Source organism: Dyadobacter sp. SRI_021 (assembly GCF_057586235.1).
The window spans coordinates 180,638-205,309 of the sequence record NZ_JBYCZM010000008.1; the positions used below are offsets into that span (position 1 = coordinate 180,638).

The following is a 24,672-nucleotide window of genomic DNA, read 5'->3' on the forward strand; positions in this document are numbered from 1 at the left end:
AAAATCCTAGTTAGTAATCGGCGTAGTTACAGGGGCTGAAAGTTTGCGCAGCACGAAAAGCACATTGGAAGTGTTCGCCGAATGCTCCTGCATCTGATAACTAAAACCATACCGCGCGGCGAAGTCTCGAATGTCCCGGGACGAAAAGAAATGGAAATCATCGGTTTTTCGGTTGAAAGCGAACAGGCCTGTCGACAATGCTTCTGTTTTTTGCGTATTCTGGTGTTTCGCGGCGAGGTCGGTGATGCCGTCGCGGATAAAGAGCAACCCGCCGGGCGCCAGGGTCGCGGCACATCGATCGAGCAAAATACGCTGTTTTTCTTCCAATAAATAATGCAGTACGTCATTCAGGAATATGACATCCTGCGTACCGAGGTCGGCGGCCATGATATCCTGGTACACAAACCGCAGATTGCCGGTTTTGTTGTAGCTGTTTTCCGCGATTTCGATTTTATCCTCGTCGTAGTCAATGCCTGTGATCACCCGCTCTTCATTTTTATAATGCAGGAAAAACGACAGGTACCCATACCCGCAACCCACGTCCAGAATGCGCTTCCGGTCGCCGATCAGCTCATTATAGTAGGTAAAATTCGCACTTTCCAGTCGCCATTTTACTTTGAAATACCATTCGAGTACCGGCCCTTTGAAAACATAATTGGTGAAAATTTTGTGTTTCAAATAGCTGGTATCCTCCATTTCATATTTAAATGCGGCGAATTCCTGCTTGTAGAATGCAGCGATAGCCTTCGTTTTGTCGCGCAGCGTCGCGCCCCAGCGTGCGTCCGCGTACGTAATGCGGGGAAGCACGCGTACATTGAGCGCGCCCGGGCGTATGAGGAAGTCGTTTTTGGGCAGCACATCGTGCGCGCCGTGGAGTAATAGGGGTTGAATGTCGAGGTTCAATTGCTCGGCGAGGTAGAATGCACCCTTGTGGAAGCGCGCGATGTTACCGTCCTCAGAACGCGTCCCTTCCGGGAAAATGAGGATGGAATAGCCGTCTGCGACCAATGCGCGCACTTTTTCAATGTTCTCCTCCGGACCATCCTCGCTGTACACATAACCCGCATACCGGATAATAGGCCCGAAAAACGGCGATTTGTATACCCAGCCTTTCACCATCAGCACGATTTTAGGGTGCAGCATAATGGCCAGCAGGATGTCCAGGAACGAGGTATGGTTGGCGATGAAGATCACCGGCTTGTTCATATCCAGGTTTTCGCGGCCGGAGATATTCTTCTTCACGTGCGGGCCGGAGTAGATCACCGTTTTGGCGTAAAAAGAAAGCGAATTGTTGATCGCCGCCTTCTTTTTCTTTTTCGACATGGGCAGCAAAAGAATCGTCACCAATTTGGAATGCAAAAACAGGCAGCCCGAAAGGAAATAGGTGAAGCTCGAAACACTGATCAAAAACGGCAGCATTGTGACCGGTGCTTTCTTTTTGGCAATGCGTTTTTGAACAAATAAATCGAAGAAAACCGGCTGGAAAACGAAGGATATGAACAGAATGCACACAATTCCCAGGACGCTGATCAGCGAAATCGAATGGATAGCGGGGTGTTTGGCAAAAATCAATACACCGGTACCTATTAATGTGGTTGTTGCAGACAGCGCGATCGCGGCCTGGTAGGAGCGCAGCGTGTCCTTGCCGGATTTGTACTTGCTCAGAAGCCCGTCTGTCACGAAAATACTGAAATCGTCGCCCAACCCGAATATGAATGTGGTCACGATCACGTTCACGAAGTTGAACTTGATGCCGAGAATGGCTGCAATGCCCAGAATCCAGATCCAGCTGACCACCATCGGGAGGAACGAAAGCAATGTGAGCTCGATACGGCCGTACACGATTAATAATGTAAAGAATACGATGGAAGCGGAAATCAGAAGCAGGTAATTGAAATCGTCTTTAACCATCGTAAGCAGTTCACCCGCCAGCTCGCCGCGGTCGAAAAGCTCGACGCCCGGAATGGCCCTCAACTCTTTTTTGACGTCGGTCAGTTTGACCTGATCTACGACCACGGTGGAAATGAATGTGGTGCCCGAAGCTTTGATGTCGATCAGGTTATCGACGCCCAGCTCGGTGAAAAGCGTGTCGAGCGAGATATTGGAAGTGCTCCGCCCGGCAATCCAGCCTTTGAAATCATTGAATGCATAGGCATTGAACCCGTTTTGGGCCGCAGCCCGGTTGAATACACGGAACGTGGAATCGGTACGGGCGGGCGTCCAGAAATCCTGCCAGCGGCGCATCCGCTCACGTTTAACGTCCTGCGGGATGAGCAGCGAACCAGAGGAGACGAAACTGACAATGCGGCCCTCGCTGCGTAATGCCGCAAGTTTTTGCCAGGCATTATGATTGACCTTTTCGGCCACATCGCGGCGCGGGTTCGACGCAAAGACGTAAATCCGTTTCTGCTTCCGGGGATTGATGCCCGTGAGCGCTTCCTCCCGACCGCTCAGTTCGGGGTCCTGAATGCTGAGGTTTTCAAAACCCGCATCGAATTCGGTACCGCCGGCAAAAAAGAGGAACACGATCGTCAGCGCGCCAATGCCCGCGAGTGTGATACCGCGCCATTTATCCGGGATAGTGGGAATGCGGAAAGAGCGGTTCTCGCCGGGAATTTTCTGAATGTCGAAAGCCGTCGAAGAAAGCACGACCGGCAATGCAGTGAGTGTGAAAACAGCCGCACCGAAGAGGGCGAGTGACGAAAACAGCCCGAAGTCCTGCAAGACCGTCGAATTGGCGAAATGCAATGCACTGAACGCCATGACGGTGGTGAAGCTGCCGGTCAGCAGCGGCCCGCTTACTTCTTTAATCGCGACAGGAATGGAATGCGTGTGCCTGAGGTGTGTGAAAAAATGGAATGCGTAATCGAGCAGAATGCCGAAGATTACCGCACCGGTTGCCAGGGATATGCCCGAAATCTCCGGGCGGACGTATCCGACGGTCCCTAATGCGAACAGGGCCCCGAAAATTCCGGGCATCGTAATATAGATAGGTATCAGCAGCTTGCGGTAATAGGCGATTAGCAGCGCCAGAATGCCTGCCAGTGCCAGAAACGACGTGAAGTAGGAGTCCTGCTTGACCTGAATCGCGTTACGTGCGGCGATTTCGAATGTGCCGAAATAGGAAAACTTGTTATAGCGGTGCTGCCGGTTCCACTTGGTTTTGAATGCCTCCATCAATTCGAAAAGCGCCACATTCTTGTCGGAGCTGCCGGAATCGAAGCTGGTGGAAGCGAAAATGAGGATGCTCTTGCGGTCGGCGGTGAACATAATGCCGTCGTCCACGACCATTGCATTGGAGTTGTTGGCGGCATTGAGTTCTTTGAAATACTTACCGGTAATGCCGAGCGGGTCGTTGAGCACAAATTGTTTCAGAAACGAGCCGCCGGGAGTAAGTAACTGGTTGTAAGCCGAGGCAACGGAGGCGCGGATCGAGTCGGGGACAATCCGGGCCTGGATGTGCGTGTAATAGGACGGCTCGATCAGCAGCGGAAAGTGGCTGTATACATATTTATATACATCCTCCTGTACATTCGGCCGCTCTGCCTGGATATTCCGCACGTAGCCGTTGGTATAGCGGCCGAGCGAATCGGTGAAGTTCTCGGCGATTTCCCGCGCGGCGTCGGTGTCCGTGTCAGCCGGGATTTCGAGAGAAAACACGATCTGGTTGATGATGTTTTTACTTTCGACCAAACGGTTGAACTCTTCGAAGCTTTTACCCTTCGGTAGCGTTGCGAAAATACTTTCGGTTACTTTTAGCCGCGCAATACCGGCCACAAGGATACTGACAATGACGAGCAGGCTAAGGAAAAACGCGGCTTTGTGACTGGAAAGGAATTTGTTTAGCCTTAATAGTAAATCTCCTAGCATTGACAGGGGAACGTGAATGTCCGACAAAATTAATGAATTGTATCACTCAGGCAACTTCCATGCCTGTTGCCGCTTACCGGGTCGTGTTTGCCAAAGCCGCAAAAAAAGATTTATTTTACACCATATTCAATTACGCCATCATTAAATGAATCGTATTTCATTAGCTCAGATCGAGCAATATGCTTTTGAAAAGAAGGAATTTATCTTAGCCGAAGACGCCCTCCATCAAGTATCCCAATCATTTGCCTTTTTAACGAATTTCTCCAAAGACAAAATCATATATGGTATCAATACCGGTTTTGGCCCGATGGCGCAATACCGTATTGAAACCGACCAGCTTAATAATCTGCAATACAACCTCATCCGCAGCCATTCGAGCGGGGTGGGAAAGCCGCTGAACGAAATATATGCACGGGCCGTCATGCTCGCACGCCTGAATTCCTTTTTGCAGGCCAACTCCGGTGTGAGCACCGCGGTGATCAAGCAGTTGGTAGCGTTTCTGAACAATGGCGTGGTGCCCGAAATCTTCGAGCACGGCAGCGTAGGTGCAAGCGGTGACCTCGTGCAGCTCTCGCATCTGGGCCTGAACCTGATCGGCGAGGGGTATGTGTATGAAAATGGCCTGCGCCGCAAAACTGCGGAAGTACTGGCGGAAAAAGGCATTAAACCCCTTAAAATGGAGCTCCGCGACGGCCTCGGGCTGATCAACGGCACTTCCTGCATGACGGGTATGGCGGCTATCAACATTATTTATGCCAAAAGGCTGGTGCAATGGGCCATTACCGCGTCGTCGATGATCAACGAGGCGATCGAATCGTTCGATGACTCGTTCTCGAAACAGCTCAATGCGGTGAAGCACCATAAAGGTCAGCAGGTAGTAGCACAGCACATGCGCGATTTCGTAGCCGGTAGCGGGTTGATCCGGAGTCGTGAGGAGCTTTTCCGCGATGATACGGCGATGCAGAAGACTGAATTTGAACGAAAAATACAGGAATACTACTCGATCCGCTGCGTGCCGCAGATCCTCGGCCCGGTGCTGGATACGATCCAATATGCGCAGGAAGTGGTTGAAAATGAGTTGAATTCCACCAACGACAACCCGATCGTGCGGCCGGAAGATGATAACGTTTTCCACGGCGGTAATTTCCACGGCGATTACATTTCGCTGGAAATGGACAAAGTGAAACTGGTGCTCACCAAGCTCACCATGCTCATGGAACGCCAGCTCAACTTCCTGATGAACAGCAAGCTGAACGGTAAATTCCCGCCATTCCTCAATGCAGGAACCTGGGGCCTGAACTTCGGTTTCCAGGGGGTGCAGTTTACAGCCACGTCCACCACAGCTGAAAGCCAGGCGCTATCGACTTCGGTTTACATTCATAGTATTCCAAACAATAACGACAACCAGGATATTGTGAGCATGGGTACCAACTCGGCTGTAATCGCGAAGCAGGTACTTGAAAATGCATTCCAGGTGATGTCGATCCATATTATGGCGATTTGCCAGGCGATTGACCTGCTGCATCCGGAAGAGAAGGAGAAGCTTTCGCCGAATGCGAAATCGGTTTATGCGCAAATCCGGGAGCGCGCGAAATTTGTTACAGACGACGTGCCGCAGTTCGAAAGCATTGCAGCCGTTTTTGAATATATCAAAGAAACCCCATTTCACTTATGAATTGCGCATTGGTAACCGGTGCATCCAGGGGACTCGGCAGGGCCATTGCGGTTCAGCTTGTCAAGGACCATGGTTTACATATATTAGTCAATTACGCGTCCAATCAGGCAGCAGCGGAAGAAACGCTGGCAGAAATCCAAGCCAACGGCGGCAGCGGCGAGCTGCTGCATTTCAATGTGCAGAACAAGGCCGAGGTGGACGAAGCATTGAACGGCTGGCGCGAGAAGAACGAAGATAAGTTCATCGGTGTTTTGGTGAATAATGCAGGCATTACCCGCGACGGGCTCTTTATGTGGATGCCTGAAAAGGATTGGGATGATGTGTTGAACATTTCGGTGAAAGGCCTTTATAATGTAACCCAGAATGCAATCCAGCAAATGCTGCGCAAGCGCTCCGGCCGGATCGTAAACGTAGCGTCGGTGTCAGGGATGAAGGGTGTGGCGGGCCAAACCAACTATTCGGCGGCAAAAGGGGCGATTATTGCCGCTACAAAGTCGCTGGCGCAGGAGGTAGCCAAACGGAAAATTACGGTAAATGCCGTGGCGCCGGGTTTTATCACGAGCGACATGACCAAAGACCTCAACGAGGACGAATTGAAGCAAATGATCCCGATGAACCGTTTCGGCCAGGCCGACGAAGTGGCGCACCTGGTAAGCTTCCTGGCTTCCGACAAGGCTGCGTATATTACGGGAGAGGTAATCAATATTAACGGAGGAATTTACTCATAGTCGATGAGCCACAGGGTTGTCATTACCGGTATCGGCATTTATTCCTGTCTGGGCCAGAACCTGGACGAGGTCACGAAATCGTTGTATGCCGGTAAAAGCGGGATCGTGTTCGATAAGGTTAGGAAAGATTTCGGTTTCCGCTCGGCCCTTACGGGGATGGTGCAGGAACCCGACCTGAAAAACTATCTCTCGCGCCGCCAACGCATGGGTATGCACCAGCCCGCTATGTACGCCTACATGGCCACGCACGAGGCCTTGGCATTGTCAGGCCTGGACGTCGACTTCCTCGAACAGACCGAGACCGGCATTATCTACGGCAACGACAGCACTGCGGCGTCGGTGATGGAGGCTATTGATAAAGTCCGCGAAAAGCACGATACGACGCTGATCGGTTCCGGCGCCATTTTCCAGAACATGAACAGCACCGTGAACATGAACCTTTCGACGATTTTCAAGTTGAAAGGCATCAATTTCACATTGAGCGCGGCTTGCGCGTCGGGTTCGCATTCCATTGGGATGGGTTACCTGATGATTAGCCAGGGCTTGCAGGAGCGCGTGATATGCGGGGGCGCACAAGAGATTAACGCGTCCGCGATGGCGAGTTTCGATGGTCTTGGTACTTTTTCAGTGCGGGAATCCGAGCCGACAAAGGCTTCCCGCCCATTCGACCGCGACCGCGACGGGCTGATCCCGAGCGGCGGTGCGGCTACCGTTATCCTTGAATCTTACGAAGCCGCCGTGAAAAGAGGCGCACCGATATTGGCCGAGTTGATCGGCTACGGTTTCTCTTCCAACGGCGACCATATTTCCAATCCCAGCATCGACGGTCAGACGCGTTCGCTGCAAATGGCATTGAAACAGGCCGGCATTACCACCGCCGAAGTTGACTATATCAATGCACACGCTACCTCCACGCCCGTGGGTGACGGCAGCGAGGCCCGTGCGATTTACGAGGTGTTCGGCGGCGATGTGCCTGTGAGTTCCACAAAGTCGATGACGGGGCATGAATGCTGGATGGCGGGTGCGAGCGAGATCGTGTACTCGTTGCTCATGATGCAGAATTCGTTCATTGCTCCAAATATTAACTTCGAAAATCCCGATGAGGATTCGGCGAAAATCAACATTATCCCCGAAACTAAGGAGCAGACAATCAATTGTTTTCTTTCCAATTCATTTGGTTTCGGCGGTACCAACTCTACGCTGATCGTCAGGAAAATCTGAATGCGGGGGCGGGTAGGGAGCCCGTCACATTACTACTACAACTTCGTGAACGGCGATAGGCTGCCGGTCGAAATTCTGTATTTTTGTTAACCTCCAATATTCCATCCGCCAACTGCAATGATTTCCAGTGGATTTTATTGTATGACGTGGGGCTTTTATTTGAAAATTTGGGAATATTTTTAAACTATCGGCAAGAATAAACTAATTTTGTAGCTATGTATGCTAACGACGTAAAAATGAGTTTGGAAGAAGTTATTGAAGAGACCAGAGATTTTTTATCTGAAGAATTTGAGGTGGACCGGGATTTGATTCTTCCTGAAAACAGTCTGAAAGACACTTTGGATCTGGACAGTCTCGACTACGTCGATCTGGTTGTGCTCATAGATGAAAACCTCAATATCAAGCTCACTGGGGAGGATTTTAAAGGAATTGAAACCTTCGGCGATTTCTATCAGCTTGTCGGTAAGAAACTTGCATTGTAAGAATGAGCCGTTGGGACGGTAAGACCAAAGGATCGTTAACGGGTTACAAAATTTTCCTGTTTTTTATCAATACCCTGGGGCTCGGGTTTGCCTACGGGCTCCTCCGGGTGGTTACTTACTACTATTATCTTTTTGCGGCAAAGCCCCGGAAGGCCTTGCTGGATTTTTACCAGAACATCCTTCACATTGCCGCCCCCGATGCCCGGAAAATGGCACGGAAGAACTTCTATATTTTCGGGCAGACGCTCGTGGACCGTGCAGCGTTCCTATTGGGGAAAGACCGGCAATTCTCTCACGTTTTTGAAAACGAACAATACCTGATCGACATCCGGGATGCAGGAAAAGGAGGAATTTTGCTGAGCGCACACGTAGGCAACTGGGAAACGGCCGGGAACCTGCTGAAAGGCCGCATTACTCCGACCATCAACATCGTGATGCTCGATGCCGAGGTTGAGAATATCAAGAAATACATGGATTTGTCCACCGGTGGCTCACGTTTTAAAGTGATCGCCATCAAGGACGACCTTTCACATATTATATCCATTCGCAATGCATTGGTGAACAATGAGTTTGTAGCCATTCACGCCGATCGCTACCTCGAAGGCGCCCGATACATCGAAATGGATTTCCTGGGACGCAAAGCAAAGTTCCCGTACGGCCCGTTTGTGATCGCCTCGAAGTTCAATGCACCGGTTACCTTTGTATTTGCAGCCAAGGACGGCAAATACAGCTACCATTTAAGTTCCACCAAGCCGATTGAGGAGAAAATGAAGCCCGAGGAAATCGCGCAGCTGTATGTGGAAGAGCTGGAACGGAAGGTGAAAGCATTCCCGGAACAATGGTTTAACTATTTCAATTTCTTTCAATAAAATGATCGTCGCGAAAGACGCCATAACCGATTATATCCCGCACCGCCCGCCGTTTGTGATGGTCGATAGCCTTGTGAATGCCACGCGTGAGCTATTCGAATCGGATTTTACGGTTACGGACGATAACATGCTGGTGCAGGACGGCTTTTTTCAGGAAACGGGGCTGATCGAGCATATTGCGCAGACCTGCGCTGCGTCTTTTGGTTACCTGGATAGCGAGGATGGCGGTGAGCCGAAAATCGGCTTTATCGGCGCGGTCAGCAAAGTGCTTGTAACTGAGCTGCCCCCCGTCGGTGCTATGATCCGCACGGTGGTTACCCCCTTGCACCAGTTGGGAAATATTTACCTTGTAAAGGGCGAAAGTTTCCTGGATGGGCGTATATTGCTGGGATGTGAACTAAAAATCGTGGTAAGCGAGTAACCCCTAACAATTGATTGATGATTGCTTCCGAAATAGATATTGATATCCGATTCAGCGAAACCGATGCCATGGGCGTGGTATGGCACGGCAACTATCTGAAATTTTTCGAGGACGGCAGGGAGGCTTTTGGGAAAAAATATGGATTGGAATACCTGGACATCTACGCCAAAGGCTATGTGACGCCCATCGTGAAATCGGAGATCGACCATAAAGCGCCGGTTTACTATGGACAGGTTATCCGGGTCATTACCCGGTATATTCCCACAAAATCGGCGAAAATACAGTTTGAATACGAGGTGATCAATGTTACCACCGGCCAGCTTTGTGCTACGGGTAAAACCATGCAGGTATTTCTGGACCGCGACTCCCGTGAGCTGGAATTGATCTCGCCGGATTTTTACAAGGAATGGAAAGCGCAGTACGACCTATGATCTACATTGGTGCGGAGGTCATTGTGAGCCCGCTGGGCGAGACTGCGGAGGATAACTGGGAGGCGCTCCGTGAAAACCGCAGCGGCATAGCGCTTGTTCCGGCGACCGGATTCAACAACGAAGACATTCATTTGTCCAGAATAGCCGGCCTGAATGGCCCTTTGCGCTTTCAGCAGTTGGTAATCAAAGCACTAACCCAACTGAAAGAGCGCATCGACGCCTCGATTCTCGCATCCGACCGTACGCTCGTTTTGATCAGTTCCACGAAGGGAGCGCTGGACGATAATCTGCAAGACCCGTTCGGCGAAACCAATGCAGCTGTAAAGCAGCACTTCGGTCTGTTTCATATGCCCATTGTGATTTCCAATGCTTGCATTTCGGGCGTACTGGCGCTGAACGTGGCCGGGAATATGGTCGAAGCGAGGCAGTATGATCACGTCATTGTGGTGGGTTGTGATGTAGCATCCGACTTTGTCCTATATGGTTTTCAATCCCTATTTGCCGTAAGCGATAAGCCCTGTGCACCATTCGACGCGGCACGAAACGGCATTACGCTGGGAGAAGGCTGTGGGGCGGCATTGGTTTCGGGCACAAAATCGGTTTTTAACAATACACCCCTGGAATTGCTCACAGGCACTAGCGCCAATGACGCGAACCACATTTCGGGGCCGTCGCGGACGGGCGAGGGGTTGGTGAGAAGTGTCAGCCGCACGATGCTGAAACATGGAACCGGAATTGAAGAGATCGATTTCGTCTGCGCCCACGGCACGGGAACAGTTTTCAACGATGAAATGGAAGCCATTGCATTTGACAGACTTGCATTGTCGGACAAACCGCTGAATAGTCTAAAAGGCTATTTCGGGCATACGCTCGGCGCGGCGGGAGTGATTGAAACGGTCGTTTGTATGCAAATGATGCGGAATGATATATTGATCAAAAGTTTGGGCTACCGCGATGCGGGTACGTCCATGCCTTTGAATATCATTCTTGAAAACGAGCCGAAAAAGCTGCGGACAGTCCTCAAAACGGCCTCAGGCTTCGGCGGGGGCAATGCTTCATTGATGATCAGGGATTTATGAAAGTGATTACGGCATATTGTAACCTGCGGGCAGATGAATGCTTCGTGAACGGCGAAATAGTCGCGCGGCGCGATACCGGCTCGGAGGATTTCTGGTTCAAGCAGATTTACAGGCAGCAGGGGTTGGCATACCCTAAATTTTACAAAATGGACGTGCTGTCACAGGCCGGTTACCTGGCCTCGGAGCTCATCAAGCGGGCCAATCCGGGCATTTCGGAGGCATACGCGGACGATGAGATTGCATTGGTGTTTGCCAATGCGTCGTCGAGCGCGGAGACCGACCGGCGGTTTATTCGGTCTTATGAAAGTGGCGGCTCCCCGAGCCCGTCGCTTTTCGTATACACATTGCCCAACATTGTGCTGGGTGAAATCGCCATTCTCAACAAATGGTACGGTGAAAATATGTTTGCTGTTTTGCCTAAATTCGTCCCCGGTTTTTACCTCGATTACAGCCGGATACTACTCGCCTCGGACAGCCGCGCGCTGTTGGGCGGATGGCTGGAAGTGACGGCAGGCAGCACGGATGTTTTCCTTTTTATGGTGGAAGAACAGGCAAGCGGTATCGAATTCAACGAAGAAAACCTCCTCCACCTGTCGCAGACAGCTGCGGCATATTAACAGACGCTCAATTAATCAGCAATATGGATAGTTTAAAAGAAGATCTTAAAAAACAAATTATCGAACAGCTTAACCTGGAAGACCTGACGGTGGCGGATATCGCAGACGATGCGCTGCTTTTCAATGATCAGGGCCTGGGTCTCGATTCGATTGACGCGCTCGAACTGATCGTGCTGCTCGAAAAATACCACGGTATCCAGCTGACGAACCCGGAAGAGGGTAAGGAGGCATTCAAGTCCATCGACACGATGGCGGCATATATCCGTAAAAGAAAAGCAGCTTAACCACCACACCGAATGGGCGTTTGCATTACCGGGATCGGCGTCGTGTCGGCCATTGGCATGTCGGTGGACGAGAACCTGAACGCATTGCGTGGGGGCAAAACGGGCATCGGGCCGCTGCATTATCTGCAAGGCACGAAGGCCCAACTGGCCGGCGAGGTGAAGGCTTCCAACGACGCACTGCGCGCCGCATTGGGGGTGGATACCGAATACGTTTCAAGGACTTCGCTCCTTGGCTTACAGGCAGCACGTGAAGCGTGGGGCCACAACAAGCGTTCGGGCGTGATCCGTACCGGCATTATTTCGGCCACGTCGGTAGGCGGTATGGACCGTAGTGAAATTTTTTACAAAGATTATCTGGCCCAAAATAACCCCGATTACCGTTTGCTTACTACCCACGACAGCGGCAGCACGACTGAGCGCATTGCGAAGGAACTGGGCATTACGGGTTATATCAATACGCTTTCAACCGCCTGTTCCTCGGGTGTGAACGCCATTATGCTCGGAGCCCGGCTGATCCTGCAAGGTACGCTCGACCGCGTGCTCGTCGGCGGTTCCGATGCATTGAGTGGTTTCACGATCGATGGTTTCCGGTCGCTGATGATCTACGACGATCAGTGGTGCAGGCCATTCGACGAGTCGAGGGCGGGACTGAATCTCGGCGAAGGAGCAGGGTTTCTGTTGCTGGAAGGTGAGAAAAGCCTTGAACTGACGGGTAACAACCCTATTTGTAAGGTGAGCGGCTGGGCCAACGCAGCCGATGCGTATCACCAGACGGCTTCCTCGCCGGACGGTAAGGGCGCAACTTTGGCGATTGAAAATGCCATCCGCCGCGCGGGCATCGGGCCCGCCCAGATCTCGTACGTGAATGCGCACGGTACGGGTACGAAGAACAACGACCATTCCGAATCGGTAGCATTGCAAAACATTTTTGGCGACCGCGTTCCGCCATTCAGTTCTACCAAAGCATTTACGGGGCATACCCTTGCTGCGGCTGGTGCTATCGAAGCGATATTCTCAGTACTGGCCATTCAGCATAACCTCATTTTCCCAAACCTGAATTACCGTACTCCGATCGCCGAAACCGGCCTCGTACCGGCGACACAGTTGGAAACCGGCGTGGAAGTGAATGCAGTGCTTTCCAATTCGTTCGGTTTCGGGGGAAATAATTCATCATTGGTTTTGACGAAATATGAATAAACCGGCATTATTCCTATCGGCGGCGTCCACGATTTCGCACCAGCCTACATTCGGCAATCCGGGCTTTTCCGGGGTATTGGAGCCGGTTGGGGCGTCTTCCGCATTGATCAGCCCTGATTATAAGGCCTACATCGACGCCGGCTTGTTGCGACGCATGAGCAAGATTCTCAGGATGTCGGTTACGTGTGCCAAAGATTGCATTGAGCAAGCCGGTACCGGCCAACCCGACGCAATCGTAGTAGGGACGGGGCTGGGCTGTTTGCAGGATACCGAGAAGTTTCTCAACACCTCACTGACCGTCGAGGGATTGCTGCCGCCTACGTCGTTCATCCAGTCGACGCATAACACCATGGCGGGGCAGATTTCGCTGAGCCTGGGCAACCATGGCTACAATATGACCCACACGCAGAATACGCTTTCCTTCGAACACGCGCTGCTCGACGCGGCCATGCTCCTGTGTGAGGGCGACCGCAACGTGCTCGTAGGCGCGGCGGATGAGCATATCGATATCCTGGAAGATATTGCAGTACAACTGGCATTCGAAGCCGGCGCTCCGCTTACTTCCGCTGCTTCCTTTTTTGTGCTTTCCGCTGAAAACATGGGTGCAAAAGCGGTATTGACCGATGTTTACACCAGCGGTGGAGCGAAATACGAGCAGGAAGACATCGGCGCATTTCTGGATCGCAACGGCTTGCAGGCGAGCGATATTGACTTCGTATTGTATGCCGGCACGCCCGTGCAGGGAGCAGCGCGAAACGTCGATTACCTGTCGCTGGCGGGTGTTTATCCAACTGCTTCGGCATTTGCATTGCATTATGCGATGGATTTGCTCGGTACGAGTAATGGAATAAGAAATGTGTTGATTTGTAATGGATTAAGAAAAAGTAATTTGGGATTAATCCTTCTGAAAGCCGTTGAAGCATAATCTTCTCATATTCTTCTGCATTACCGCGGCGGCGCTCAGCTCCATCATCTTTTGGGAGACGGATTACTTGTGGCTGGTGCTGGGGGGCATTGCACTGCTGTTTGTCGGCATGACGGCTTACGGCTCTGCGCAGATTCAGGCCAATTATTTTGTTAAATCAATTAATAAAGGCCGCACAAAGGCTGTTGCACTCACATTCGACGACGGCCCGGACCCGGATTCGACACCCCGCATTCTCGACATTTTGCTTGAAAACGACTTGAAAGCAACCTTTTTCGTAATCGGAAGAAAAGCGGTGAACCACCCGGAGCTATTACGCCGCATTCTGGACGAAGGCCATACTATTGCCAACCATTCGTACAGCCATCATTACCTCATAGCATTGTTTTCGACGCAGAAATTGCGGACGGACATTCAGCGGTGCAATGAGGCAATACGCGACATTACTGGTCGTGTTCCGGTGTTTTTCAGACCGCCATTCGGGGTGACTAATCCACGATACGCCGCCGTTTTGAAGGATTTGCAAATGCAGTCCATCGGCTGGTCGCTCAGGAGCATGGATACGCGTGCGAAGAATAAGTACCAGCTTATCAACACCATCATTTCAAAATTAAAGCCTAAGGATATCGTTCTGTTGCATGATCACTTGTCGCTGACGGCCGATACGCTACCGGACATCATCGGGCATTGTCGTGAAATGGGTATTAAAATAGAACCGCTTCCCCGGCTGATCGGGAAGGAACCTTATGAAAAGCATTAGAATACTCATCATAGTGGCCGTTTTAATGGCGGCGCATGGCTCAATGGCGCAGTCTTTCAAGCCGTCGGGCAGCCCTGAAAAGGTGCTGGCCGAGCTGCGAAAAACTTCGCAGGCGACGACGTCAATTCAGGCATTATTTACCGAAGAAAAGCACCTGGCCGTCCTCAAAGAGCCTGAAAAGTCGTCGGGATTGTTTTACTACCAGCAGAAGGATAAGATGCGTTGGGAACAACGGACGCCTTCAAAATATATTATCCTGATCAATGGAGACAAGCTACGCGTGCAGGAGGGCACCAAGGAGAAGAATATGGGGCAGGCGGGACGTATGGCGGCGCAGATCAAAGAGCTGATGATCGGGTTGGTCAATGGTGATTTTCAGCAGAATAAAGGCTTTTCATCGGCTGTTCTGGAAGATAGCGATGAGTACCAGATCGTGCTGACGCCGGTGAACCGCCGTTTAAAGAATATTTATTCCAAAATCGTGATGAACTTCTCCCGGAGTTCGCTGCGGTTGAAAGAGCTCTCTTTTTTTGAGAAGAGCGGGGACAAAAGCATTATGAAGTTTCAGCAGGAAAAATTCAACCAGCCCATCGCTGAAAACCTATTCAAAGATCTCTGATGACCATGCCACTGAGCAGTTTATATACGATTACAGCGTTGGAACGGAGCGAGAATCAGATCACCGGAACCTTGCGGATCGACGCCGCGCATCCCGTATTTCAGGGACATTTTCCCGGCTCGCCGGTACTTCCCGGTGTGGTGCAGATGGAAATGGTGAAAACGGTTTTATCCAAAGCATTTGGAAAACCGTTTGCATTAAAAGAAATGAGCACGTGCAAGTTTCTCGAAGTGCTTAATCCGGTCGAAACGCCCGAACTGACGATTCACATTCAATACAAAAGCGAAGCATTGCTGGATGTGAACGCCTCAGGCAGACATGGTGAAAAGACCTATTTCAGGGCGCGCGCCAGTTTCCATTCAATCGTTTAAACCCACATTCAATAGCCCTAATGACCCTCTCGGACATTCAATGCTGTGTGATCATTCCTACCTACAACAATCGCAAGACATTGCGGCGGGTGATCGACGGTGTTTTACAATATGCGTCCGGACAAGAGGTGATTGTCGTGAATGATGGCTCCACGGACGACACGACGGCCATTTTGGTCGGTTACGGCGCAAAAATCCGTGTGCTGGATAACGCTGTAAACAAAGGGAAGGGATTTTCGCTTAGAAAAGCATTTGCGGAGGCTATTCGGCTCGGTTTTGCAAATGCGATCACCATCGATTCGGACGGCCAGCATTTACCCTCCGATATTCCGCTTTTTATTCAAGCCGCCATCGAAAACCCGGGCGCATTGCTCATGGGATCGCGGAACATGCAGCAGGAAGGCGTACCGGGGAAAAGCTCTTTCGGGAATAAGTTCTCCAATTTCTGGTTCAAATTCGAAACCGGGCTCACGTTGCCCGATACGCAGACCGGCTTTCGCCTGTACCCGCTCGGACCGCTAAGGAGGATGTCGCTTTTCACGACAAAATTCGAAACGGAGATCGAAGTGATCGTCAAAATGGCCTGGCAAGAGGTGCCTATTGTGCCGATTAATATTCAGGTGATTTACGATAAAGACGAGCGCGTGACGCATTTCAGGCCGTTCCGCGATTTTACCCGCATTAGTATCCTTAACACCTGGCTGGTCACGCTCACGCTGGTATACTACCTTCCGAAGCGGCTGTTTCGCTACATTCAAAAAAAGGGACTCTGGAAAATCATCCGCGACGAGGCAGTGAAGTCCGACGAAAGCAATTTCAGTAAAGCCAAGTCGGTGGGCTTCGGTTTTTTCATGGGTATTGTGCCCATTTGGGGTTTCCAGCTGATGGTGGGCATTCCGCTGTCGATCGTTTTCCGGATGAACAAGGTGCTATTCCTCACGGCCGCGCACATCAGCATTCCCCCGGCGATACCTTTCATTATCTACGCTAGTTACAAATTCGGCGGATTGTTTTACCGCAATGGCGTGCAGATTACTTCCCTGGAAAACCTGACGTTGGAGTCAATTCATGTCAACTTTGTACAATATTTTTTGGGTGGCACGCTACTTGCTGCAGCGGTGGGCGTGGTCGGTTTTGTGGGTAGTTTTTTACTGCTGGCCCTGCTTCGTCCAAAGCGCTGAAACAGCCCTTTCGGGGCTTTATTTTCATTGATTATCCCAAATAATTCATTTTATTATTCAATTAAGTGCGTATGAGAGTGCTTTCGTTAAGTGCTCTTGTTATTCCTTGAGAGCCAGTTTGTTATCGAAACATTACTTCGAAATGGAGTCAAAAACTCTCAGAATTTTAATAAAATCTATACGAATTGGCCAAAAATAGCGGTTTCGTGATTTTGTTATGAGGTGCCTTTCTCTATATTTACGAGAATTATAAAAAACCATTTAACCAAATCATTGATCATCGCATGAGTAACATTACCTATTTAGTGCCGGCGTTAGGCCTTGTTGGCTTGCTGGTTATGTTCTTCAAAAGAGGCTGGGTTGTCCGGCAGGATGGGGGAAGTCCTGAAATGAAAACCATAGCGGACGCAATTGCAGATGGTGCCCTGGCCTTCCTGAAAGCCGAATGGCGTGTACTCATTGTTTTTGGTTTGATTGTAAGTGTGATACTGGGTTACTCAGGCACACTGGTTGAAAATTCCAGCGCGTTTATTGGTGTATCGTTCCTGGTAGGGGCCTTTATTTCCGCATTTGCCGGATATATCGGGATGAACATCGCTACCAAGTCGAACGTACGCACCACGCAAGCGGCGCGTACGAGCCTTAGAAAAGCACTCGAAGTGTCGTTTACGGGCGGTTCCGTGATGGGAATCGGCGTAGCGAGCCTTGCGGTGCTGGGATTGGGTGGTTTGTTTATCATTTTGTATTCCATTTTTGTCGGCGATAGCACCGATGTGAATGGCCTCCCGATGGAACGTGTGCTGGAAGTCCTTGCGGGTTTCTCGCTGGGTGCCGAGTCGATCGCCCTTTTTGCACGGGTAGGCGGCGGTATTTACACCAAAGCAGCCGACGTGGGCGCCGACCTCGTGGGTAAAGTGGAGGCCGGTATCCCGGAGGACGATCCGCGTAACCCCGCCACCATCGCCGACAACGTAGGGGATAATGTGGGCGACGTGGCTGGTATGGGTGCCGACCTTTTTGGATCTTATGTGGCCACCATCCTGGCTACGATGGTACTGGGCCGTGAAATCGTGGCGCAGGGAACCGATAACTTCGGTGGCATTGCGCCGATCCTTTTGCCGATGGTGATCGCCGGAGTAGGCCTCATTTCGTCGATTATCGGTATGCTCCTCGTGCGCGTGAGCGACGATCACGGTAACGTACAGGCAGCATTGAACCGCGGTAACTGGGGCTCGATCATACTGGTACTCGTCGTAAGCTATCCGCTCACGATGTGGATGCTGCCGGAAGGTAACTTAAATATCCGTGGCGTCGATTTTACGGCAATGGATGTGTACTGGGCTATCCTTTTAGGTTCCATTGTGGGGGCAATCATGTCGATGGTTACGGAGTTTTATACTGCTATGGGCAAGCGCCCGGTTCAATCGATTGTAAATCAATCTTCTACCGGCCATGCTACCAACATTATCGGCGGGCTGTCGGTAGGGATGGAATCCACAGTTATCCCTACTCTGGTATTGGCTGCCGGTATTTTCCTGAGCTATGAAGTGGCTGGTTTGTATGGTGTGGCTATCGCTGCGGCGGGTATGATGGCCACTACGGCCATGCAGCTGGCGATCGACGCATTCGGCCCGATTGCCGATAATGCAGGTGGTATCGCCGAAATGGCGCATTTACCCGAAGAAGTACGCGGTCGTACCGACATTCTGGACGCAGTAGGGAATACTACCGCAGCAACTGGTAAAGGCTTTGCGATCGCCTCCGCTGCATTGACGTCTCTCGCGCTGTTTGCAGCATTCTGCGGTGTAGCAGGGATCAACTCCATTGATATTTATAAAGCCAATGTACTGGCGGGCCTCTTCGTCGGGGCCATGATACCGTTTATTTTCTCTTCACTTGCCATTGCTGCGGTAGGACGTGCCGCCATGAAAATGGTGGAAGAGGTACGCCGTCAGTTCCGCGAACTGCCGGGCATCATGGAAGGCAAAACGAAGCCTGAATATGATAAATGCGTCGCGATTTCGACACAGGCATCCATCAAGGAAATGGTCGCGCCTGGTCTCATCGCACTCATTGTACCCGTGCTGGTAGGTTTCTTCTTTGGTCCGGAAGTACTGGGAGGAACGCTGGCAGGGGTTACGGTTTCCGGAGTATTGATGGGAATATTCCAGAACAATGCCGGCGGCGCGTGGGATAATGCTAAAAAGTCGTTTGAGAAAGGGGTGGTGATCAATGGCGAAACCTATTACAAAAAGTCGGACCCGCACAAAGCTGCGGTAACCGGCGATACCGTTGGGGACCCATTCAAAGATACCTCAGGACCATCGATGAACATCCTCATTAAGCTGATGTCGATCGTGTCACTCGTAATCGCCCCGCATATCGGAACGGGTTCGCACGATGCGGCAAGTGTAAAGCTTGACGAGAATGCCCAGGCTGTAATAGTTGCTGCAAAAGCGGCAGAAAATGCCGATACTGCTGCACCGGTGTTGCGTCTCGAAAGAAAAGGAGAGTAGTTTTCTCTTTTGGGAAGATATAGCAAAGCCCGGCGATGAGCCGGGCTTTGTTGCTTTATGGCGTTAGGACATTCGATTTGGTTTTAGGTGTTGAAATTCATATTTTAGATTAAAACTGAATATCATGGAAACGCTAACTATTGAAATAAACAATCCAAAAGCCAGACGCTTGATTTACGATCTGGTAGACCTAGGGTTGATATCGGTAAAGGAGGAGAAACTTTCTTGGAACGAGCGTTGGGAGGAGTTGTCCAAAACACTTCCGGACATTGATTCAATAACAGAAGAGGATATTTTCGAAGAAATAAAGGCGGTTCGGGAAGGCCGCGAATCAAATTGATTCGGGTAGTTCTTGACACGAATTTATATGTCAGTGCGTTGATTAATGAAAACTCACGGCGCGCCGACTCAACCTTGTCCTTAATAACCGGCGGTTTGAAGTCATTACGGATAAAGTATTATTGAGTGAGCTTAGCGTCGTGATTTTTCGCCCCAAATTTATTCGTTTCGTGTCGACATCGCAGATCCAAGACTTTCTGAAACTCCTATCTGAAAAGAGCCTGCATTTCGAAACAACTTCGGTTGTAAGGCATAGTCCGGATCCAAAGGACGACTTTTTGTTGGCGCTCTGCAAGGACAGCTCTTCGGATTACCTGATTACGGGAAACAAGAGAGACTTGTTAGACTTGAAGCGATTCGGGAAGACAGAAATAGTTACTTTAAGCCAATTCCTTGATTTGCATGAACTTTAAAGCCCGGCGATGAGCCGGGCTTTGTTTGTTCTGTGCCGATTAAAAGACGGATTTAGTAACGAGATAAGATGGATCTTTTTTGCTGCAATACGAGGAAAATGGAGCGTATAACCACCGGATTGATCAATCCCATTGCGCAAATTTGGTAGAACGCTCGTAGACCTAACGCCGTTAGGCATGTAACATTGGTAGCAGATCATCACCAGGCAGGTCAGTAAAATGCCCTTGGGCATGCAACAACAAGTACATCGTCACAACGGCGTTCCGATTGTTGTTACATCCCTGACCGGGATTTTGTCGGTTACGTTTCGACAAATGTTTGCTATCAATATTACATCGCTAACGCGATTTATTCTGTGCAGATGTTACACCGATTCCCCCTCACAAGCATCGCTTTGCAAACGCGATTTTCTAGCCCAACTTCCTTTTCAAATACGCTAACGACAACTTATATGCATCCGCAGCGGCATCAGCGTCGTATTTTGGGTTGCTGGGGTTGGCGAAGGCATGGACGGCGTCGTACATTTTGATGGTCACTTTCTTGCCCGCGGCTTTCATGTCTTCTTCGAATTTGGCAACGGTGGCCGGCGGAATCCCCTGATCCTGGCTACCGAAAATGCCTAGGACGTCGGTGTTGAGCTTTTTCAGTTTGTCCACATCGCTTTCCGGACGACCGTAGTACATCACGCAACCTACTACCTGATTGCCCCCGGCAATGGCATTCTGCAAAGACAGCATTCCACCAAAGCACCAGCCGATGCTGGCGATTTTTGCGTTGGTACCGGCATATTGAATACCGCCTTTCGTAATGGCGGCCAGGCGCTCAGCGGGTGTGCTTTGCATAAGTCGGCCGGCTTCTTCGCGCGTGGTGCCTATCTTGCCGTCGTACATATCCAATGCCAGTACGTTCACGTCGCCCAGGTCTTTGTGCAGTTTGGCGGCTTCCTGCTTGACGTAGTCGTTTAGTCCCCACCATTCCTGGTATACAAAAAGCCATTTGTCGGACTTTTTCGGTGATTTAAGCAAAAAACCGGAAGCGGTTTTCCCGTCGGACGTTGGGAAAGTGACGGTTTCGCCGGCACCTTGGTAGCTGAACGGCAGCGGTGTTTCGTGCAGCATCCGGAAATCCGGGTTGGCAGCCAACTCCGACATCGCATTGGCAGGCGTGTGACAAAGCGGTATAGCCGTTGGGGTAACTTCCGGGGCGGGCAGGTTCATTTTGACCAGAAAAATGGTTACCAGGATAAAAATAGCTCTCATGTGTACAGATTTGAAATGAACAGTTAGGATTGTGATATTAAATATATACAAAATACGGACCAATGGAAACATCGGCTACGCTGCCCTTTTTGTTGCAGATTGATGAAATTCTTGCACTTATCAAAATACAGGAACTTAATGTGCTTACCTGCCCGTTAACTTTGCATTGAGTGAATGTAAGTCCATGAGCCGTAAGCAATACTTCTTTATTATCCTGATCCTCGGATCGCTGGCGACCGTCAGTCCTTTCTCCATCGACATGTACCTGCCGGGTTTCCCCAGGATTGCGTCGGATCTGAAAACCACTATCGACAAAGTACAACTTTCGCTAACGAGCTATCTCATTGGTATTTGTATCGGACAGCTGCTTTACGGCCCGCTGCTCGACCGCTTCGGCCGTAAGAAACCGCTGTACGCCGGGCTGATATTGTACGTAATCGCCTCGTTCGGCTGTGCGATGACCTCGTCGGTGGATGCGCTGATCGCCATGCGTTTTTTCCAGGCGATGGGAGGATGTGTGGGCCTCGTTGCGTCACAGGCACTTGTGAGCGACCTTTTTCCTGCCGATAAGCGCGCGGAAGTTTTCTCGCTCATTACGCTGGTTATTGCAGTTTCCCCTATGATCGCTCCCACGGTGGGCGGTTATGTGACAGCCTCCATCGCCTGGTACTGGATTTTCGTGATCCTGGCGGGTATCGTGAGCCTGATTATCACGGCTATTTACTTCTTCCTGCCGACAGGCCGTAGCGCCGATGCCACCGTTTCACTTCGTCCGGAGGCGGTGTTAGGAGGATATATGACGGTGATTTCGCAACCACAGTTTTTGATTTATACACTCGCAGGTGGTTTGGCAACGGCCGCGCCATTCGCTTATATTTCAGGCTCCTCGGATGTGTTTATGAACATCTATAAAGTCTCTGAGCAGCAATACGGCTGGATTTTCGCATTCCTGGCCGTTGCGATGATCGGCTCCACCCAGTTGAATCACTTTTTACTTAAAAAATACACCAGCGAGCAGATCATCCGTTTCACGCTCATCTACCAGAGCATTGTAGGGTTGTTCCTGATCGTCGGCGTGTACAACAACTGGTTCGGGCTCTTTTCACTGATCGGAACGATGTTTGTTTTCCTGACCGGACAGGGCCTTACCGGCCCGAACGCCTCGGCGCTTTCGCTCGCACCTTTCCGCAAGCATACAGGTAGTGCGTCTGCGCTCATGGGCAGCTGGCGTATGGGCGCCGGCGCCGTTATCTCAGCCATAGTGAGCTTCCTGCATAACAATACGGCCATGCCGATGGTGGGCATGATGGCCTTCTGCGCTTTCGGCGGCCTGGTAATCCTTCACGCAGGTAACGTGGCAGTACGCCATCGCGCCGCGCGCCGGGATGTCGAAGACGAGGTTTCCGTGCTGCTTTAAGGCAATACCTTGATCGCGTTGAAAAGCAAATCCATGAACGCGTCACGGTCGATATCATACGCTACGGTCGCGTTGGGCTCCATTTGCAGGGTATTATAAAAATCCACAACTGTTGCGCCGCGGGTCAGCTCGCCTTTTGTTTCTACATCGACATAACAGGACTTTGTCTTGAAAATGCCCGGGTTAATCAACCAAGCAATGGCGCAGGGGTCGTGCAGGGCGGCACCGCCGTTGAGCTCGGCCCGGTTTTCGCGGTAGAAAATCGAAAAGAAATCCATGAGATCGGCGGCTGCTCTGCCGGCCTGGTTCCCCAATGCGCGTAAAAGTTCGATATCCTTTTGAAATACGAGGGCTTTGTGGGTCACATCAAGTCCGCACATGGTAATGGGGACACCGGCTTTGAATACAATGGCGGCTGCCTCGGGATCGGCGTAAATGTTAAACTCGGCGAGGGGCGTCATGTTGCCCCGGAATATCCCGCCTCCCATGAGCGAAATGCGTTCGATTTTACTTTTGAGATGCGGGTAAGCAAGTAGAAACGTCGCAATGTTGGTCAGCGGGCCGGTGGGCACGATAGTGACGGGCGTCTCCGAGGCAGTCAGTATTGCGGCGATCCCTTCCAATGCGCTCACCGACTGGGCTTGCATTACCGGTGCAGGCAGGGATGGGCCGTCGAGGCCGGTTTCGCCGTGCACATAATCCGCGATGACCAGTTCTCTGAACAGCGGCTTATCGGCACCGTGGTACACGGGAATGTCGGTTGCCCCAATGAGCGTCAATACTTTCAGTGCATTCTGCAAAGTTTTCGCCTGTGTCTGGTTACCGGCCGAAATGGTGACGGCTTTAATGTCAAAACGTCCGCTTCCGTGCGCGAGCATGAGCATCAGCGCATCGTCGTGGCCAGGATCGCAGTCTATGATAACAGGGATTTTAGTCATGATTAAAAAAGGAATCTAGTTCATGTTGAAAAGGAGCAGAGCTTTGCGCGCCCATACGCGTAACGGAAACTGCGGCGGCCCGGCACGCGAAACGACAGGCCTGTTCGAGCGTTTCGCCATCGGCAAGTGCTTTCAGTAATGCGCCATTGAAAACATCCCCTGCCGCGGTGGAATCCACCGCTTCCACGACGGGAGTCGGGATAATGCCCGTGAAACTGTCGCTGGCAAGGTAAACGCCTTTGCTGCCCAGCGTAATGATGACGTTCTGCACACCTTGCTCAAACAGGTGTCGCGCCGCCTTGCGAAGTGATTCTTCGCTTTCTATGGCGATACCGGTAATGAGTTCAGTCTCGGTTTCATTGGGGGTGATCAGATATAAGCCGCTGAGGAACCCGGGGCCAAGCGGCGCGGCGGGAGCGGGATTGAGGATTGCCCGGATTTGCTTTTCCGCACATTTCGTCAATGCCCAATGCACTGTTTCTGCCGGGATTTCCAGTTGAAAAAGGGCCAGAGTCACGTCTTTAAATACATCGTCGGGGATATCGGCGGGATACAGGTCCATATTCGCACCGGAAGCGACTACAATCTCGTTTTGCCCCTGCGCATTGACGGTAATCAATGCAATGCCCGATGCCATGCCGCCCGATTCGGTCATGAACCGGGTATCGATACCTTCCTTTCCGAATCCTTCAAGCGCCTGCTTTCCGAAAATATCATTTCCGGTTTTAGCTACAAAACGCACATCGGCGCCGAGCCTTGCCGCGGCTACGGCCTGGTTTGCCCCCTTACCTCCCGGGTTCGTCAGGAATGTCCCTCCCAGCACGGTTTCGCCCGGTTTGGGAAAATGTTCCGTCTTGACCACCATGTCGGTATTGGAACTCCCGATAATCAGCACGCTCTGTTTCATTTCCGTTTTCGCGATTCATTTTGTATCGACCAGGATCCCCGGTCCATAGGGATGAGAGTAATTAAATATAGCTGTTCACAATGTTGCCCTGCGCAAATTAGTGTCCCCTCATTTCTATTCATAGTGTGGAATGAAATAAAACTAAACGAATA

23 protein-coding genes and 1 pseudogene are annotated in these 24,672 nt (G+C 51.0%); 20 read left to right on the forward strand and 4 right to left on the reverse strand.

The annotated features are described in order from the left end of the window. Positions 1–6 precede the first annotated feature (6 nt). Complete coding sequence (locus AC2YIT_RS23850; protein ID WP_487280821.1) at positions 7–3,870, reverse strand: 1-acyl-sn-glycerol-3-phosphate acyltransferase; 3,864 nt, start codon at positions 3,868–3,870, stop codon at positions 7–9. A 145-nt stretch (positions 3,871–4,015) separates the two neighbouring features. On the opposite strand from AC2YIT_RS23850, the gene flxA reads away from it, so the two are divergent. From flxA to AC2YIT_RS23945, 19 genes and pseudogenes are all read left to right on the forward strand, one after another. After that, positions 4,016–5,545, forward strand: a complete 1,530-nt coding sequence (gene flxA / locus AC2YIT_RS23855; RefSeq protein ID WP_487280822.1) for a flexirubin biosynthesis tyrosine ammonia-lyase FlxA — start codon at positions 4,016–4,018, stop codon at positions 5,543–5,545. Next, a complete protein-coding gene (flxB, locus tag AC2YIT_RS23860) occupies positions 5,542–6,273 on the forward strand; it encodes a flexirubin biosynthesis SDR family reductase FlxB (protein ID WP_487280823.1) in 732 nt (243 codons plus the stop codon). The genes flxA and flxB overlap by 4 nt, the downstream gene beginning before the upstream one ends. A gap of 3 nt (positions 6,274–6,276) precedes the next feature. Beyond that, positions 6,277–7,494, forward strand: coding sequence for a beta-ketoacyl-[acyl-carrier-protein] synthase family protein (locus tag AC2YIT_RS23865; protein ID WP_487280824.1), 1,218 nt, complete (start codon positions 6,277–6,279; stop codon positions 7,492–7,494). Between the two features lie 215 nt (positions 7,495–7,709). Beyond that, positions 7,710–7,976: a phosphopantetheine-binding protein gene (locus AC2YIT_RS23870; RefSeq protein WP_106596299.1), complete on the forward strand. Its 267-nt coding sequence runs from the start codon at positions 7,710–7,712 to the stop codon at positions 7,974–7,976. Between the two features lie 2 nt (positions 7,977–7,978). Then, on the forward strand, positions 7,979–8,845 hold the full coding sequence (locus AC2YIT_RS23875; protein ID WP_430843696.1) for a lysophospholipid acyltransferase family protein: 867 nt from the start codon (positions 7,979–7,981) through the stop codon (positions 8,843–8,845). 1 nt (position 8,846) lies between these two features. Then, positions 8,847–9,266, forward strand: a complete 420-nt coding sequence (locus tag AC2YIT_RS23880; protein WP_430843697.1) for a hotdog family protein — start codon at positions 8,847–8,849, stop codon at positions 9,264–9,266. A gap of 17 nt (positions 9,267–9,283) precedes the next feature. Next, on the forward strand, positions 9,284–9,697 hold the full coding sequence (locus AC2YIT_RS23885) for an acyl-CoA thioesterase (protein ID WP_487280825.1): 414 nt from the start codon (positions 9,284–9,286) through the stop codon (positions 9,695–9,697). Further along, positions 9,694–10,776 (forward strand): beta-ketoacyl synthase N-terminal-like domain-containing protein, encoded by a 1,083-nt coding sequence (locus AC2YIT_RS23890; protein ID WP_487280826.1) that lies wholly within the window; start codon positions 9,694–9,696, stop codon positions 10,774–10,776. The genes AC2YIT_RS23885 and AC2YIT_RS23890 overlap by 4 nt, the downstream gene beginning before the upstream one ends. Continuing rightward, positions 10,773–11,393: a hypothetical protein gene (locus AC2YIT_RS23895; protein WP_487280827.1), complete on the forward strand. Its 621-nt coding sequence runs from the start codon at positions 10,773–10,775 to the stop codon at positions 11,391–11,393. The genes AC2YIT_RS23890 and AC2YIT_RS23895 overlap by 4 nt, the downstream gene beginning before the upstream one ends. Positions 11,394–11,416: 23 nt before the next feature. Then, on the forward strand, positions 11,417–11,677 hold the full coding sequence (locus tag AC2YIT_RS23900) for a phosphopantetheine-binding protein (protein ID WP_106596293.1): 261 nt from the start codon (positions 11,417–11,419) through the stop codon (positions 11,675–11,677). A 12-nt stretch (positions 11,678–11,689) separates the two neighbouring features. Next, positions 11,690–12,874 carry a beta-ketoacyl-[acyl-carrier-protein] synthase family protein gene (locus tag AC2YIT_RS23905; protein ID WP_487280828.1) on the forward strand — a complete coding sequence of 395 codons (1,185 nt, stop codon included), beginning with the start codon at positions 11,690–11,692 and terminating at the stop codon, positions 12,872–12,874. Continuing rightward, positions 12,867–13,799: a beta-ketoacyl synthase chain length factor gene (locus tag AC2YIT_RS23910; protein WP_487280829.1), complete on the forward strand. Its 933-nt coding sequence runs from the start codon at positions 12,867–12,869 to the stop codon at positions 13,797–13,799. The genes AC2YIT_RS23905 and AC2YIT_RS23910 overlap by 8 nt, the downstream gene beginning before the upstream one ends. Then, positions 13,789–14,559, forward strand: a complete 771-nt coding sequence (locus AC2YIT_RS23915) for a polysaccharide deacetylase family protein (protein ID WP_487280830.1) — start codon at positions 13,789–13,791, stop codon at positions 14,557–14,559. The genes AC2YIT_RS23910 and AC2YIT_RS23915 overlap by 11 nt, the downstream gene beginning before the upstream one ends. Continuing rightward, the gene (gene lolA2, locus AC2YIT_RS23920) at positions 14,546–15,178 is read left to right on the forward strand and encodes a flexirubin biosynthesis/transport protein LolA2 (protein WP_430843704.1); all 633 of its coding nucleotides are present in this window, start codon (positions 14,546–14,548) and stop codon (positions 15,176–15,178) included. Before AC2YIT_RS23915 ends, lolA2 begins: the two co-directional genes overlap by 14 nt. Positions 15,179–15,183: 5 nt before the next feature. Beyond that, on the forward strand, positions 15,184–15,549 hold the full coding sequence (locus AC2YIT_RS23925) for an ApeI family dehydratase (RefSeq protein ID WP_487280831.1): 366 nt from the start codon (positions 15,184–15,186) through the stop codon (positions 15,547–15,549). Between the two features lie 20 nt (positions 15,550–15,569). Continuing rightward, on the forward strand, positions 15,570–16,730 hold the full coding sequence (locus tag AC2YIT_RS23930; RefSeq protein WP_487280832.1) for a DUF2062 domain-containing protein: 1,161 nt from the start codon (positions 15,570–15,572) through the stop codon (positions 16,728–16,730). 284 nt (positions 16,731–17,014) lie between these two features. Continuing rightward, on the forward strand, positions 17,015–19,246 hold the full coding sequence (locus tag AC2YIT_RS23935) for a sodium-translocating pyrophosphatase (RefSeq protein ID WP_430843707.1): 2,232 nt from the start codon (positions 17,015–17,017) through the stop codon (positions 19,244–19,246). 124 nt (positions 19,247–19,370) lie between these two features. Then, complete coding sequence (locus tag AC2YIT_RS23940; RefSeq protein ID WP_487280833.1) at positions 19,371–19,586, forward strand: hypothetical protein; 216 nt, start codon at positions 19,371–19,373, stop codon at positions 19,584–19,586. Between the two features lie 76 nt (positions 19,587–19,662). Next, positions 19,663–19,998: pseudogene (locus AC2YIT_RS23945) on the forward strand (putative toxin-antitoxin system toxin component, PIN family); the annotation flags it as partial. Positions 19,999–20,409: 411 nt separating this feature from the next. Here the strand turns inward: AC2YIT_RS23945 and AC2YIT_RS23950 are convergent. Further along, positions 20,410–21,258: a dienelactone hydrolase family protein gene (locus AC2YIT_RS23950; RefSeq protein ID WP_430843710.1), complete on the reverse strand. Its 849-nt coding sequence runs from the start codon at positions 21,256–21,258 to the stop codon at positions 20,410–20,412. A gap of 184 nt (positions 21,259–21,442) precedes the next feature. On the opposite strand from AC2YIT_RS23950, the gene AC2YIT_RS23955 reads away from it, so the two are divergent. After that, positions 21,443–22,675 carry a multidrug effflux MFS transporter gene (locus tag AC2YIT_RS23955; RefSeq protein ID WP_430843711.1) on the forward strand — a complete coding sequence of 411 codons (1,233 nt, stop codon included), beginning with the start codon at positions 21,443–21,445 and terminating at the stop codon, positions 22,673–22,675. Here the strand turns inward: AC2YIT_RS23955 and AC2YIT_RS23960 are convergent. Both AC2YIT_RS23960 and rbsK read right to left on the reverse strand, forming a co-directional pair. Beyond that, complete coding sequence (locus tag AC2YIT_RS23960) at positions 22,672–23,613, reverse strand: nucleoside hydrolase (RefSeq protein WP_487280834.1); 942 nt, start codon at positions 23,611–23,613, stop codon at positions 22,672–22,674. The genes AC2YIT_RS23955 and AC2YIT_RS23960 overlap by 4 nt on opposite strands. Beyond that, positions 23,606–24,520, reverse strand: a complete 915-nt coding sequence (gene rbsK / locus AC2YIT_RS23965; RefSeq protein WP_487280835.1) for a ribokinase — start codon at positions 24,518–24,520, stop codon at positions 23,606–23,608. The genes AC2YIT_RS23960 and rbsK overlap by 8 nt, the downstream gene beginning before the upstream one ends. Positions 24,521–24,672: the final 152 nt, after the last annotated feature.

Bases quoted from the DNA above. Each gene is read 5' to 3' on its own strand.
- AC2YIT_RS23850 (WP_487280821.1), bottom strand. From the start codon at position 3,870: ATGCTAGGAGATTTACTATTAAGGCTAAACAAATTCCTTTCCAGTCAC.
- flxA (WP_487280822.1), top strand. From the start codon at position 4,016: ATGAATCGTATTTCATTAGCTCAGATCGAGCAATATGCTTTTGAAAAG.
- flxB (WP_487280823.1), top strand. From the start codon at position 5,542: ATGAATTGCGCATTGGTAACCGGTGCATCCAGGGGACTCGGCAGGGCC.
- AC2YIT_RS23865 (WP_487280824.1), top strand. From the start codon at position 6,277: ATGAGCCACAGGGTTGTCATTACCGGTATCGGCATTTATTCCTGTCTG.
- AC2YIT_RS23870 (WP_106596299.1), top strand. From the start codon at position 7,710: ATGTATGCTAACGACGTAAAAATGAGTTTGGAAGAAGTTATTGAAGAG.
- AC2YIT_RS23875 (WP_430843696.1), top strand. From the start codon at position 7,979: ATGAGCCGTTGGGACGGTAAGACCAAAGGATCGTTAACGGGTTACAAA.
- AC2YIT_RS23880 (WP_430843697.1), top strand. From the start codon at position 8,847: ATGATCGTCGCGAAAGACGCCATAACCGATTATATCCCGCACCGCCCG.
- AC2YIT_RS23885 (WP_487280825.1), top strand. From the start codon at position 9,284: ATGATTGCTTCCGAAATAGATATTGATATCCGATTCAGCGAAACCGAT.
- AC2YIT_RS23890 (WP_487280826.1), top strand. From the start codon at position 9,694: ATGATCTACATTGGTGCGGAGGTCATTGTGAGCCCGCTGGGCGAGACT.
- AC2YIT_RS23895 (WP_487280827.1), top strand. From the start codon at position 10,773: ATGAAAGTGATTACGGCATATTGTAACCTGCGGGCAGATGAATGCTTC.
- AC2YIT_RS23900 (WP_106596293.1), top strand. From the start codon at position 11,417: ATGGATAGTTTAAAAGAAGATCTTAAAAAACAAATTATCGAACAGCTT.
- AC2YIT_RS23905 (WP_487280828.1), top strand. From the start codon at position 11,690: ATGGGCGTTTGCATTACCGGGATCGGCGTCGTGTCGGCCATTGGCATG.
- AC2YIT_RS23910 (WP_487280829.1), top strand. From the start codon at position 12,867: ATGAATAAACCGGCATTATTCCTATCGGCGGCGTCCACGATTTCGCAC.
- lolA2 (WP_430843704.1), top strand. From the start codon at position 14,546: ATGAAAAGCATTAGAATACTCATCATAGTGGCCGTTTTAATGGCGGCG.
- AC2YIT_RS23925 (WP_487280831.1), top strand. From the start codon at position 15,184: ATGCCACTGAGCAGTTTATATACGATTACAGCGTTGGAACGGAGCGAG.
- AC2YIT_RS23930 (WP_487280832.1), top strand. From the start codon at position 15,570: ATGACCCTCTCGGACATTCAATGCTGTGTGATCATTCCTACCTACAAC.
- AC2YIT_RS23935 (WP_430843707.1), top strand. From the start codon at position 17,015: ATGAGTAACATTACCTATTTAGTGCCGGCGTTAGGCCTTGTTGGCTTG.
- AC2YIT_RS23940 (WP_487280833.1), top strand. From the start codon at position 19,371: ATGGAAACGCTAACTATTGAAATAAACAATCCAAAAGCCAGACGCTTG.
- AC2YIT_RS23950 (WP_430843710.1), bottom strand. From the start codon at position 21,258: ATGAGAGCTATTTTTATCCTGGTAACCATTTTTCTGGTCAAAATGAAC.
- AC2YIT_RS23955 (WP_430843711.1), top strand. From the start codon at position 21,443: ATGAGCCGTAAGCAATACTTCTTTATTATCCTGATCCTCGGATCGCTG.
- AC2YIT_RS23960 (WP_487280834.1), bottom strand. From the start codon at position 23,613: ATGACTAAAATCCCTGTTATCATAGACTGCGATCCTGGCCACGACGAT.
- rbsK (WP_487280835.1), bottom strand. From the start codon at position 24,520: ATGAAACAGAGCGTGCTGATTATCGGGAGTTCCAATACCGACATGGTG.